Origin of the sequence: Lancefieldella rimae ATCC 49626, from assembly GCF_000174015.1 — a bacterium.
Lineage (GTDB): Bacteria > Actinomycetota > Coriobacteriia > Coriobacteriales > Atopobiaceae > Lancefieldella > Lancefieldella rimae.
Map to the genome: position 1 here is coordinate 18,801 of NZ_ACFE01000001.1, position 13,804 is coordinate 32,604.

The 13,804-nt window shown below is 49.4% G+C and carries 8 protein-coding genes; 7 read left to right on the forward strand and 1 reads right to left on the reverse strand.

Going from position 1 to position 13,804, the window contains the following annotated elements; all coding sequences use genetic code 11:
* Window positions 1–31 precede the first annotated feature (31 nt).
* Genes ATORI0001_RS00080 through ATORI0001_RS00105 form a run of 6 tightly spaced genes read left to right on the forward strand, consistent with a single transcriptional unit; the run spans window position 32 to window position 11,906 of the window.
* Window positions 32–3,145 (forward strand): PD-(D/E)XK nuclease family protein, encoded by a 3,114-nt coding sequence (locus tag ATORI0001_RS00080; protein WP_003148651.1) that lies wholly within the window; start codon window positions 32–34, stop codon window positions 3,143–3,145.
* On the forward strand, window positions 3,145–6,654 hold the full coding sequence (locus ATORI0001_RS00085; protein ID WP_003148546.1) for a UvrD-helicase domain-containing protein: 3,510 nt from the start codon (window positions 3,145–3,147) through the stop codon (window positions 6,652–6,654). The genes ATORI0001_RS00080 and ATORI0001_RS00085 overlap by 1 nt, the downstream gene beginning before the upstream one ends.
* Window positions 6,651–8,957, forward strand: a complete 2,307-nt coding sequence (gene priA, locus ATORI0001_RS00090) for a replication restart helicase PriA (protein ID WP_003148564.1) — start codon at window positions 6,651–6,653, stop codon at window positions 8,955–8,957. The genes ATORI0001_RS00085 and priA overlap by 4 nt, the downstream gene beginning before the upstream one ends.
* Window positions 8,958–8,980: 23 nt before the next feature.
* Window positions 8,981–9,532, forward strand: coding sequence for a peptide deformylase (gene def, locus ATORI0001_RS00095; RefSeq protein ID WP_003148768.1), 552 nt, complete (start codon window positions 8,981–8,983; stop codon window positions 9,530–9,532).
* An 11-nt stretch (window positions 9,533–9,543) separates the two neighbouring features.
* On the forward strand, window positions 9,544–10,461 hold the full coding sequence (gene fmt / locus ATORI0001_RS00100; protein WP_003148754.1) for a methionyl-tRNA formyltransferase: 918 nt from the start codon (window positions 9,544–9,546) through the stop codon (window positions 10,459–10,461).
* 2 nt (window positions 10,462–10,463) lie between these two features.
* Complete coding sequence (locus ATORI0001_RS00105; RefSeq protein ID WP_003148620.1) at window positions 10,464–11,906, forward strand: transcription antitermination factor NusB; 1,443 nt, start codon at window positions 10,464–10,466, stop codon at window positions 11,904–11,906.
* Window positions 11,907–11,942: 36 nt separating this feature from the next.
* Here the strand turns inward: ATORI0001_RS00105 and ATORI0001_RS00110 are convergent, their stop codons facing one another.
* Window positions 11,943–12,128 carry an FmdB family zinc ribbon protein gene (locus tag ATORI0001_RS00110; protein WP_003148185.1) on the reverse strand — a complete coding sequence of 62 codons (186 nt, stop codon included), beginning with the start codon at window positions 12,126–12,128 and terminating at the stop codon, window positions 11,943–11,945.
* A gap of 101 nt (window positions 12,129–12,229) precedes the next feature.
* Between ATORI0001_RS00110 and ATORI0001_RS00115 the strand changes: the two genes are divergently transcribed.
* A complete protein-coding gene (locus tag ATORI0001_RS00115; RefSeq protein WP_003148415.1) occupies window positions 12,230–13,612 on the forward strand; it encodes a thiamine diphosphokinase in 1,383 nt (460 codons plus the stop codon).
* The last annotated feature ends 192 nt before the right edge of the window (window positions 13,613–13,804 follow it).

Genomic DNA, 13,804 nt, shown 5'->3' on the forward strand with positions numbered 1-13,804 from the left:
GTAAGAGAGTCTTCATGAGAGGAATTGCGCGATGGCTTTTACGCTTATAGGAACCACATCGACTTCTGTTATAAGTCTGCCGGTGAGAGAAGCGCTTTTGACAAGCATTGAACGTTGTGGAAGAGCGGTGCTGCTTGTTGATACACTTGATACAAAAAAGACGGTACAAAAGTTGTTTGCGGCAGATCCGGTGCTTTCTTTGGGGCTTACGGTTTCAACTCTTTTTGAGTGGACGGAAGAACTTTGGAGGCTCTTTGGTAACGGACACCCTCTTATTTCAGGAGAATTGCGAAAGTTATGTATCTTTGAGGCGCTTGAGAGCTTTGAGCCTTGCGCACTTGACCCACTGAGTGTCGGTGCCGGAGTGGCTCAGGCAGTTGAGCAACTCGCCCAAGGTGATCTTTATTGTGCTCAGAATCAAAGGACACGGTCCAATCTTACTGCGGGGGAAAAGCGAGTGCTTATCGTCTTGGATCGATATCTTGAATTGATTCATAAACGGGGCTTTCTCGAGAAGGACGAATCATATACCCTCCTGATCTCTTTGCTGCCTCAGAGCTATTGTGAGCAGCAAAGCATTGTAGTAAGTGGAGTAGAAAATCTGACCTTTTCTGAAAAGCAGTTTTTGTGCAATCTATCGCAGAACACAGACGTGCAACTTGTTCTTTCAACGCCTCAAAATGAAGCGGGCAACGCAAACAGAGAACTTCTCGCCAGGCTTTCTCGTCTCTCTCATAAAGACGTTCTGTTTGTAAATGATGTGCAAGAGCCTCACGATGCTGAGGTAGAAGCGCTGCTCCACACCATATTTTTGCCGCAACAAACAACTCTGCCCTTGAAGTCCCAAGGTAAGGTTACGTTGCTTTCTCCGGCGGGCATTCTTGCCGAGCCTGCTTTGATAATTGAGCATATCCAAGGCCTTATCGCACAAGGGGTAAAAAGCTTTGGAATCTATGCGCCGCAGCAAAATGAAGCATGGAGGCAACTTGCACCACGTTTGGCCGCACATGGTATACCCGCAAAGACCGTCATGCGGCAAGCGGTTTCGGATAGTAGTTGTGCAAGAGCATTTCTTGGGCTTGTAAGAGCGGTTTGTAAGCTTAAGAATCTTTGTGAGGTATGGCCTGATGCATCTCAGGCAGAATTGGGCGATATGTCGTGGTGGCCCCCTCGTGAGATAGTGGACTTTTTGTTTTCACCCCTTTCTTTTGTTTCAACAGAGAAGGCGTGGGATATTGATAAAATGTGGCGAAAAAATCGTATCCTTACGCCTGATCACCTGCTGCGTTTTCTCAGGCAAGCTTCTGCTACATCGAAGGAATGTGCCGCTACCGTTGAGAGCATTTTGAATGGTCGAATAGAGAAAGCCCTGCATCGCTTATTGATAGCGTGCGATGAGCACAGAGAAGATTTTGATGATGAGGCGTATCTTCTTATTTCAAATTCGCTCTCCGCGATTATGACGGTTGCTCAGGCTCTACATAAACTTGAGGCGAAAGCCGATATTGCTTCTGAGCAGAAGTTTTATGAAGTGGCTTGTCAGAAGAGCTTCTCGCTTTGTCTTAATAACGGAGCGGCTGAAACCGTGGGCTCAAAGGCTCCGGTTTCTGTGGAAATTCTTTCGGACAAAAGTATGCGTGAGCCCAATACGTTTGATGCAGTGATTTGCCTTGGGATGGATTCGGTAAACACTTCGCTTCCCACAAAGGATAAAGCTTCTGATTTGCTTGCAGAGAAGCTCGAAGGAGTTAGGCCCATAGCTCCGCTTGCCGAAGGGAGGCGTCGGTTGTATCGGATGCTTGCCAGTGCACGCACGTACGTCTCGCTTGCATGCGTGGCTCACAGTGAAGATTCAAACAAAACATTTGCATCAGTCGTCCTCAAAGAGCTTCTTTCTTGCTATGAGACCGCAGAAGGAGAGTTTAATCTTCCACAACTCACAAGGGGAGAAGGCCGTCTTTCCGCAAACCTTTTGTTGGGTGGGAAAACACCGGCTAAAGTGGACTCCCTTCCGTTGCGGCCAACGGGATCCATTTCTGAGACGCTTAAGCCATTTGTGATTCTGCCGTCTTATCGAGGGGTAGAGCAGCCTCAAATTCAAGAACTCTCGGCTTCACAAATAGAGTCATATCTTGAGTGCCCCTATAAGTGGTTTGTACAGCGTCGCCTTAAACTGGACAGGGTTGATGCCGGTTTTAGTGGTCTTGAGAAGGGGACATTTATCCATCGGGTGCTTGAGTTGACCCACATGCAGCTTTTACAAGAGGCGCTTGGCACATCAGATGCTCTTTCTGACGAATACGTGTGGCAGGCGGTTGCAACTTCTTTACCGGACTCACGCATCTCTCAAGACACGCTCGCACATGTGCGGTACGTCCTCAGCACACAATTTGACGCGCTTGCAAAAGAGCAGTTTGTTGCGCCGCAAAAAACTCAGAGGAGAACACAGCGCCTGGTTCCCCATACTGTTGCACAGCACCAGCAAATGCAGAAGTTAAGAGAAGACCTTTTTGGACTTCTCGATTTTGAAACGGATAAATTTGTAACATTTGAGCCAAGATTTTTTGAGCTGAAGTTTGGCGCGGACGGAGGATTTCCTGCTACATATGCGGGTGTCGCATTTACGGGGTCTATAGACCGTATTGATGTAAATGCCCGGGGAGAAGCCATTATCATTGATTACAAGCATAAAGCTGCACAGGCTTTGAGTTCATACGCCGTACAAAAGTCGGTTGTCGAACAAAACCCTGAAGAGGATATGCCTTCTCACGTAGAACTTCCTCGTCATGTGCAAGCCATTATTTATGCACAAGTGGTACGCACGTATCTGAAGTCGCGAAATCTTACTTCGGTTGGTGCAATGTATCTGGGAACACATCAAAACTATGCACTGTATGGTGCGGCTCCCGAGTTGTACATCAATAAGATCTTTGGCCTTTCGGACGAACAAAAGCCATCCAAGGGTATGCTTTCCTGCGTTGCCGGGGATACGGTCGGTGCATTTAATGAGTATCTTGATGCATGGGAAGACAAGATCAAGCAAGCGGTTGAGAGAATGCTCAATGGCGACATTCACGCGCATGCCCTTGATAAAGAGGCGTGTGCATATTGTCCGGTGATGAATTGTTCTGAGAGGAAACGCTAATGACTCTTGATTTTCATTCATATACTCCCGGACAAAAGCAGGCCATTCAGACTTTGGACAAGCCTCTTTTTGTGGCAGCCGGTGCGGGATCGGGCAAAACATTTACTCTCACAAAACGTGTTGTTTGGGCACTGAGCAAGGGCTCGGGTACAGACGGAGGCGCGTATCTTGATTCGCTTGATCAAGCGCTTATCATTACTTTTACAAACGAGGCGGCCAAAGAAATTAAGGAACGCGTGAGAAGCGCGCTTGAGGAAGAAGGCCTTTTTGATCAAGCTCTTAACGTGGATTCTGCGTGGATCAGCACCATTCACAGCATGTGCGCTCGCATACTCCGCTCACACGCGTTTGATCTTGGTATCGACCCCGATTTTATCGTTTTGGATGAGCATAGACGCAATGAGCTCTTGCAGGAGTCTCTTGAGGAAGTTTTATCTTCATTGCGGGAAACCGATGAATACAAAGGGTTCTTCTCGGTATTTGATTTAAAAGATACGGCTTCCGCAAGCCATGGTGGTGCGCAAAACGGCAGCCAAAAGCTTGATAGCATTATCGAACAGCTTGCCACCTCGGCACTTTCAGCTCCTTATGAGTTTGAGTCAATTGAGCTTGCAATAGAAAAGGATGGAGCCGTTCCCGATATATACCAAGAACTCAAAAGGCTGCATTTTCAAATGAGAGAGCTTCTCATGCATGTAGCAGAGATAGATGATGAGACGGCAGTGAACATCATCACTCGGCAAGAAGAAAAAGTTGCGGCATATCTTGCAAATCACACAAAACAGGATGTGCAGCCTTCCGAGATAGCAGACCTCTTTGAAAAAATCCCACGGCTTCATTGTGGGAAGGAAACAAAAAAGCTTGCAGCGGATATACAGTCAGATTGCGAGGATCTTCAGAAAACCTGCAGAATGCTCGATATAAACCGCTATGCTCCACAACTTATTAAGGTAACAAAGTTTGTGGTGGAACGGTTTTCGGAAAAGAAGAGAGAAGCCCGAGGACTTGACAATAATGACCTGCTTCATGAGGTAGCGCGTGCATTTGAAGATCATCCGGAGCTTGCAGGTGAATATTCAAGTAAGTTTAAGCTCGTTATGGTAGATGAGTTTCAAGATACCAATGAGCAGCAAGTTCGGATGATTAAGCGTCTTGCCGGTGAAGATGCGCGGTTTTTAACTACGGTAGGTGATGCTCAACAGTCTATTTATGGATTTAGGGAAGCCGACGTAGAGGTATTTTTTGAACGGCAAAAAGAAATACCCGAAGAAAACAGACCGCTGCTCATTGATAATTTCCGCAGCCATGATGACATTCTTCGCTTTGTGAAAGCTGTTTGTGGTGCCGAGGGCATGATACCTGATTTTATGGACCTTAAGGCAAGCAGGCGGGAAAGCTCAGGTCCATTGCAAAACAACATTCCCCGTGTGATGGTTGAGCTTACCGCCGTAGAGAAAAAAGGAAACAAACGCGCTGCAAAAGCGGATGTCTATCAGCGTGTTGCGGCAGAGCAGCTTGCCGATAGGATAGCCCGGATCATTTCCGAGGGTGTCTTTCAGGCAAAAGACATTGCTATTTTGATGACCAGCGTAAAAGATGCGAGTTTGTATATTGAGGCCCTCAGGCAGCGTGGGATTGAAAGCGTACTTTCGGGTGGTACGGGTTTTGGACAGCTTCCGGAAGTGCAGACCATCGCCGCACTCTTGAGTGCCCTTGCTGATATTCATGACACCGAGCAAGGATTGTTCCCGGTGCTTACAAGTGGGATGTTTTCTTTGGAAGCATCGGACTTTGTACTCCTTTCGACGGATCTTACAAAAAGAGAAGGATTCGTTTTCAAACGACCGATTGAAGGCGGTCTGCTTACGCAGGAATTTAGTGGGGACCATCAGCCAAGTTGTCGCTTGAAGCGCGCTCTTACCATTCTTAACCAAGCAAAAAGAGACATTGCGGTAAAAGACGTTGCAACGGTTATACAGCAGGTGATAAAAGCATCCGGTTGGATTGAGCGCCTTGAGACGGGAGATGCACAAGAGCGCTCACAGGCCGCTAATATCCTTGCTGCTATTCGTCGTGTTAGAGAGCTTGAGAGAGATCTTGGAGTTGGCCCTTCACAACTTTCGGTGGCATTTAAACACTGGCTTAAAGTTACAAAAGCCGCACCCGTGGTACTCAACGATGAGAGACAGGATGCAGTCAAAATTCAGACTATCCATGCATCTAAAGGCAAGGAATATAAGGTCGTTGCCGTAGTTGGCGCGCTTAAAGATTTAGATCAAAGGGCCCCCAGTACAAAGCGCTGTCTTATTGGTCGAGTAGACGCCAAGCGCATCGTAGCCTTAAAACCACCTCGGACAGAGTTGCGAGGCGATAAGATTCCGGAGGATATCTCTCAGTGTAAAACCATATGTGATTGGCGCTTGTACCTGGATGAGACACAAAATGCTGCCGCACAGGCTGAAGCAATACGGCTTTTATATGTGGGTCTTACACGCGCTCGTGAAATGGTTATTCTTACTGCAACGGCAATCCAACAAAAAGCAGCAGGTTTTAGCCCGAAGCTTACAAAAGCAGTAATAAGTTCCATTCTGAAAGAAGACAGCCTGCCTCGTGCAGGAGAGTCGCCCTTTGAATATGGCGGTTCACAGGCAGGAGTGTGTAGAACACTGTACGTGCGCTTTTCTGAACAAGCGGATGGCTATGCTCTTGATGGCGTCGATCTTGATCAAACGCGTACCATGTCTGATGCGCAAGAAAACCAAGCCGGTTTGACCTTTGATCTTTATGCACCGGAGACATCGGTACCTCAAGCAAAAAAAGAGACAAACTATCAAGAGTTTTATAGCTATTCATCACTACACCAGCAGATAAATGACAAATTCCAAGAGGTATCAGAGCAACAGGAGACGCTCCAAGGAAAAGAAGCTTCACAAGATGGGGGAGCTGAAGGCGAGACTTCGGCAACCAGCTTTGGATCTACCTTCCATGAACTTGCTCAGTACATGGTTGAGGCAGATGCCTATCCTGAACGTTCAACCATTGAGCGTATTGCCATCCAAAATCATGTTCAAAAATCTCTTATGAGCCGTTTGGAATCAGCGTTGACGCTTTGGAACAACTCTGATGTAAGGGCGGAAGCAAGAAAATATGCTTGCGTCTGTGCCGAGATGCCATTTTGCCTTGAGCAGGTATACGGAGACAAGAAATACCTTAACGGCGCAATCGACCTTCTCGCCACAAACCCCAAAAGCACCGAGGCATTTGTGGTTGACTACAAAACAGGCGATAAGAATCTCACGCCGGAAGAGATTATCGAGTCTCACAGAATGCAGGCAAACTTTTATGCCTTCGTACTTATGCAGCGTGGATACACCAAGGTAACATGCGCGTTTGTGTGCGTGGAAGTTCCCGATTCCGCAGACGAAAAACAGCCGTTTGTGGCACGATATAGCTTTGATGAACACAGGAAACCTACGCTTTTAGGCTGGGAAGTGAGAGAGCACGTATGAGCTTTGCACAGGTAGCCTTAGACATTCCTACGCGTGCTTTACCGGGTGCGTATGATTATGCGATACCACCTGAGCTTCTTGATAAAGTAACCGTAGGAACAACGGTATACGTGCCGTTTTCCCATCGGTGGGTGGTTGGGTATGTTGTTTCAATCTCCAAGTCACCCAAGGCGTCGATTGATCTGGCAAAAATTCTCCCTATTGCACAGGTGCTTGCCGATGCTGCATTCGATGAGATTTCTGCTCGTGTGGCACGCTGGATGGCCTCGGAGTATGCCTGTTCGCTCACTGATGCGATAAGACCGTTTCTCGCTCCGGGGCAACGCGTTAAGGTGCGCCGTACGCAGGACGGGTCTTCCTGGGAGTTAATAAACGAGAAATCAGGTCCTGTCGATGAGCGTTGGGTCATGTTGACACCCAAAGGCCAAGAATTTACTCCCGCAAAGCACGCTTCAAAACAGCGGCTTATAGTGCAGGCGCTTTTTGGAGCTCCGCAGCGAATGTCAGAGCTTTCCGCTACCATTCCGGGGGCACGGTCGGCAATTACGGCGCTGGAGAAGCGAGGTGTCGTTTCCGTAGAGGTCAAACGTCAGATTCGAGGTATGGATACACCTACCACGCTTTCAAGTGCAACGGCGCAAAAACCGGCGCACCTCACAGATGGTCAAGCACGTGCGCTTCTCGCCATCTCAAAGGCCACCGCTTCGGCAAACGGTGACGTGGTTCTTGTTGACGGAGTAACGGGATCCGGCAAGACAGAGGTATATCTTGCTGCCATAGAAGAGGTGCTCGCTAAAGGAAAAGGCGCCATCGTTTTGGTTCCCGAAATCTCCTTGACAGCGCAAACGGTCGGTCGATTTCGATCTCGCTTCGGTGATGACGTGGCGGTGCTTCATTCACGCCTGTCTGCGGGCGAGCGCTTTGACCAATGGGATTTGGTACGTCAGGGGTCGGCTCATGTGGTAGTCGGTGCCCGCTCGGCGCTGTTTGCACCGCTCAAAAACCCCGGTCTTATCATTATCGACGAGGAACATGAGGCCTCCTACAAACAGGACTCGCTGCCGCGCTATCACGCTCGAGAGGTTGCTGCGCATATGGCACGTCTGCGCGGGTGCGCCTTGGTTTTGGGATCCGCGACGCCTTCGCTGGAAAGTCTTATTCGCTGTCATCAAAAGAGTTGGGGCAAAGCTTCATGGGTGCGGGTGTCGATGCCAGAGCGGCCGGGAGATGCGGTGTTACCTGAAGTTGTGATTGTTGATATGGCGGCACAGTTTAGAGACGGCTGCCGGTCGATCTTCTCGGCACCGCTTGTTCGTGCTCTTGAAGAAACGGTTCAGCGTGGCGAGAAGGCCGTGCTTTTGCTAAATCGCCGGGGATTCGCAAATTTTTTGATGTGTCGCGAGTGCGGATGCGTGCCCGAATGCCCGCATTGTTCGACATCGCTTACCTATCATGAGCGTACCTGTGAGCTTGTCTGCCATACGTGTGGCCGGCGCTGGTCGGTGCGTGCGTATCCAAACCCGGCAACAAAATGTCCCAATTGCGGCAGCCGCTACATGGGTGCTTTTGGTGTGGGCACTCAGCGGGTTGAGGATGAGCTGCGTATGCTTTTGCCCGAAGGCGTTGAGATAATTCGAATGGATGCGGATACCACCTCTACGAAAGGTGCCCATCAGAAGCTTCTTGAGCGTTTTGATGCGGCGGATTCTGCGGTGCTTATCGGTACGCAGATGATCGCAAAAGGACTCGATTTTCCTGAGGTTACTCTTGTTGGTGTCATCAATGCGGATACCATGTTAAAGCTTCCGGATTTTAGAGCTGCAGAGCGTACATACGATCTCTTGGAACAAGTTTCGGGAAGAGCGGGCAGGGGAGACAAAGTGGGAAAAGTTATCATACAAACCTATTGGCCAACGCATCCTGCAATTGCGTCCGTTGAAACGCACAATCGCAACATCTTTCTTTCGGAAGAGGTTACAGAAAGAAAGGAAGCGTACTATCCGCCGTACTCACGTCTTGCAAATGTTATTTTCTGGGGCAGGTCAGAGCGTGATGTGTGCGCATCTGTAAATGAGCTGACAGAAGCTTTGCATGAGATGGTAGGTGAAAAAGAAGGCTGGGAAATCCTTGGTCCTGCCGATTGTGTTAAGGCAAAAGTCAAAGACAAATATCGTCGGCATGTGCTTGTAAAAGCACCGACGGAGGAAAATATAGGCGATTTTATATCTCAGTGTGCCGCAAAGCTCACCAAGCGAATGGGTATCAGCATGACAATAGATGTTGATGCCTATGACATGATGTAGATATCACAGCCGAAAGGATTGTTATGAAATTGCTCGATGAGATTGTTCTTTGGCCTGATGAAAGGCTTACCGATACCTGTGAGGAGATATCTGAGATCACCGATGAAATCCGCGATATAGCCAAGCGTATGTTGCAGGATATGTATGCAACCGATGGAGTGGGTTTGGCGGCACCACAAATAGGCATTTTGAAGCGCATGGTTGTGATTGACGTTGACTATCCGGACGGGCAGAAAAATCCGTTTGTGCTTATCAATCCGGAAGTAATCACGGCTGACGGTGAGCCGAGAACATACAATGAAGGTTGTCTTTCATTTCCGGGTATTACCGTTCCGGTAACCCGTCCAAGCCATGTTGTTGTACATGCGCAAAATTTAGACGGCGATCTCATGCAGTATGAGGCAGAAGGAGACCTTTTTGCAGTCTGTCTTCAGCATGAGATAGACCACATAAACGGGATTACCATGCCGGATCACCTTGGGCCAACGGCTCGCATGGAAGTCTTGCAACGCTACCATGAGGCTTTGGCGGCAGGTGCAAAGCCTGGAGAGACCTCGTTTGATGAGGATGAATAAGGAGCGATATCGTGCGGATAGTCTTTATGGGAACACCGGATTTTGCCGTTCCGTCACTTACGGCTCTGGCAGCAAAACATGAAGTTGTTCAGGTTGTTACAAGGCCGGATGCCATCCGTGGTAGAGGTAAGATTGCAGAGCCTTCTGCCGTAAAGATTGCAGCACATGACCTGGGGCTTCCCGTTATTGAGACGGCTCGCATGACTTCCGATAGTATCGAGAAAATCGTTGCATGTGCTCCTGATATTTTGGTGGTAGTTGCCTTTGGGTGCATCATTCCGGATGAGCTTCTTTCGTCTGTCCCCCTTGGCGGTATTAACGTTCATGCCTCGCTTTTGCCCCGCCTGCGCGGAGCAGCTCCCATTCAGCGCGCCATTCTTGCGGGAGATACGCTGACCGGCGTCTCTATCATGCGCGTGGTGCATGAGTTGGATGCGGGTGCATGGTGTCGACAGAGTTCCTGCGAAATTGGCACTAAAACTACTGCTCAACTTACCTCTGAGCTTGCGCATTTGGGAGCCCGTGAGCTTTCCTGTGCGCTCAGCGATATTGCCGCAGGTACGGTATGTTGGCATGAGCAGGATGCAGAGCAAGCAACCTTTGCCGCAAAAATTACGAAGCAAGAAATGAAATTAGATCCGCATGACGGTGCCAGACAAAACGTTCTCCGCGTACAGGCATCGTCGGATACCGCACCTGCTCGGGCACGTATTGCGGGCAGGGGCGTGCGCGTGCTTCTCGCCCGAGAGGCCAAAGAGGCAGAGCCGGAAGCCTTCGTGGTGGAGATTCAAAAAGGTCATCTGTATCTGGGATGTTCCGATGGGGCGCTTGAAGTGCTTGAACTTCGTCCCGACGGTAAGCGCGCGATGGATGCTTCAGCCTTTGCGGCGGGGCTGCACGAGAGCGCATATACGTGGGAGTGCCTGTAGATATGGCAAAACTCGCTCCAGCTCGTGCAGCGGCACTTGACCTTGCGGCGCAATACCGAAGAAAGCATGCGCGTATGCGTGACTTTTTGCGTACATCGCACAGGATGGATGTACTTGGCGAGAAGGACCGAGCTCTCGCCACGCGCCTGCTTTTGGGAAGCGTAAGCGCCGTAGGTGAGCTTGACCGGGTGCTTGCTTCCTATCTTCCAAAAAGAAGGCATCTGGAGCCAAAGCTTAGAGATGCGCTCCGCCTTGCTACGTTTGAGATTCTCTATCTACATACGCCAAAACACGTTGCGGTGAGTCAAGGGGTCGAGATGGCGCGGAGAGCTTCTGCGCAAGCAACCGGCTTGGCAAATGCCATACTTCGACGTATTGCCACCGACGTATCTCCACGCGTCGACAAGGCTTACGCGCGCTTGCGTGCAGGCAATGATGAGTGTCTTTTAGAAGACTTGGTGTGCGTGAGCGGGCAGCCGGACTGGCTTTGTCAAAAACTCGTTGCCTCAATGGGCGTATCCGTTGCAACTCCTTTACTGCTTCACGTACTTGAGCCGGCACCGGTGTATGTGGCTTTGCGAGAAGGGCTGTCACAAGACGTACTTTCTGCTTTTGATCCGTACACAAGCATCGCCCCCCAAAGTTTTTTCCTCGAGAGTCCCGCAGGTCTTGCGGCTTCCGATCTGGTTGCTCGTGCAAAAGTGTTGCCTGCCGACATTTCGTCCCAGCTGGTGGCGCTTCTCGCTTTGTCGGGTAGGGAGAAGACCCTTTTAGAGATCGGACAGGGGAGAGGAACAAAAACCATACTTCTTCAGCAAAATGCCGCTCTGTTAAATCATGTGCTGCATATAACGGCAATTGATATTGATCCTCAAAAAGTTGAGATTGCAAGAAAGCGGCTTGTTGAGGCTGCCGTTGATAATCAGGTAACGTCTGTGGTTTTTAATGCAGCAGAACTTGGAGCACGCGAGGCGAACAGTGAGCCTCCCTGCAAGCTCCCCGGTGAGCTTGCACACACCTTTGATACCGTTTTTATCGATGCACCGTGTTCAGGTGCGGGCACTTTGCGGCGTCATCCGGAGATTGGCTGGTCGCTTGATGAGGGCGCCGTTTGTTCGGACGGAATACTTCCAAAAGTACAGAAGGACATTCTTGTGGCAGCTTCCAGAAAAGTAGCCGCTCATGGCACGCTGGTATATGCAACCTGTTCTCCGCTGTATGAGGAAGACGAAGCGGTTGTCGAAGCTTTTCTCGCTACGGAAGAGGGAAGCAGTTTTGAGCCGGAGGATATAGTGGAATCTGCTGTTTTTAAGCTTCTCTCAGATGCGGGAAAGCAAGTCGTGCAAAAGGCGCAAACAAAAACGGGATACGCTCATTTTGGGTATCAGCTGGATATACTTGATGCCGACCAGCATTTTCTTGCAAAACTGAGGCGCATTGGATAGTTCAAGCGTATTGGGCAGCACAGGCGCATCGGACGGTTATTTTTTGTTTTTTTGGTCGGTATTGTAAAAGCCGCTTCCCTTAAAAACGATACCTGAAGGGTCAAAAACACGTTCGGCCAAATGTCCGCAAGAAGGGCACGTTACTTTTGGATGAACACTCATGGGATGTTCAACAACAAATTTGGTCTTACATTCAGGACATTGATAACTATAACGAGCCATGTTCCCTCCGGATACCGCTAAACTATTTACCGTGAACTACTTTACCCCATGATGCGTTTTTTATGATCCGCACTGGCCACCAATGAAAGAAAGGTTGTTTCATGCAGATAACGGGTGCAATCTTTGATCTTGATGGGACACTGGTTGACTCCATGTGGATGTGGAGAAGATCGTTCGGAGATGTTTTAGAAGACCTGCATATCAATATGACTCCGGATTTTTTTAAAAGGGTCGAGGCCATTTCGCTTTACGATGGTTGCGTAGCGTGTATTGAGGAATTTAATCTTCCTTTATCCGCAGAAGAGCTGTATGAAAAGTTCCTTTTGTATGTACAAACGGTATATTCGCACGATATTAAAAGCATTGCGGGGGCTACCGACTTTCTCCAGGAACTTTTTGACGCAGGAATACCTCTTGCCATTGCTTCTTCTACGCCATCTCGTGCCATACATGTTGCTCTTGAAGCCCAAGGTATGGAGAAGTTTTTTAAAGCGGTTGTGTGTACCGAAGACGTCGGGGGTGTCGATAAAGCAAAACCCGATGTCTATCTTGAGGCTCTCAGACGCCTGGGCACCGATAAAGCACACACGTGGGTCTTTGAGGACGCTGAGTTTGGTGTACATACGGCACAAACCGAGGGCTTTCCCGTTGTTGCGCTGTTCAATGGCAAAGACGGCCGTGATCTTGAGTATATGAAGGCGCACTCTGATCTTCTCGCACATGATTATCGAGAACTCTCTCTTGCCCGCATTTACGATTATGAACGGGTGACGAATCAGCCACATCTGGGCGCCTCATCGGCTCAGAAGGTCTTTTCGGTTCTCGTTGTTGATGGATCTCCCACGCCAAGTTCAGCCGCGCTGGTTTCAGAACTTTCATCATGCTCGGATTATGTCGTTGCTGCAGATCGCGGGGCATATATCTGCAAGGAGGCCGGTGTCGTTCCTGATATTGCGTGCGGAGACTTTGATTCCGTGGGAGAAGAGACACTCTCTTGGATCCATGCACAAAAGGTGCACACGATTGCTTATCCTCAAGATAAGTACGAGACCGATTTGTCTCTTGCACTCAATGCCGCTTGCCATGAAGCAACCCGTCAAGCACTTCCGCTGTCACTGACACTTACCTGCGCTTCCGGCGGCAGGCTTGATCATGAGCTTGGTGTAGTGGGGCTTCTGGCTCGATTAAGCACTGCCTCATGGAGGGTGCGGATTGTTGAGGATGCCTTTGAAGCAAGGATTCTTTCGGCAGATACGTATGCGGCGTGGAGGCTCTCAGAAAAAGATCGAGGAAAGACACTGTCGGTGCTTCCGCTTCAGGAAGAAACGGTGATTACCGAGATCGGTATGCAATGGGACCTTGCCTCACGAACTTTGCTGCTCCTGTCTGATGAAGGAATTTCCAATGTGGTACAAACGGATGTGGCACAAATACATTGCGAGAAGGGCAAGGCGCTCGTGGTGCTTCTCGCAAATGAATCGTGACGTTGGGGTCTATCGGGCAGAGTGGGCGCACCCATTCATTGAGTCGGAGAGGACAGTCGGAGAGGGTGAGAGAGCCAGGACAGAATTCCAAACAAAAAAGGTCGCCTCGGCGACCTTTTCCATATCTAAAAAGACGTGCGTCCGCGTGCTTAGTCCAAACGTTCAGCCACACGAAACGCTTGCTGCGTGAAG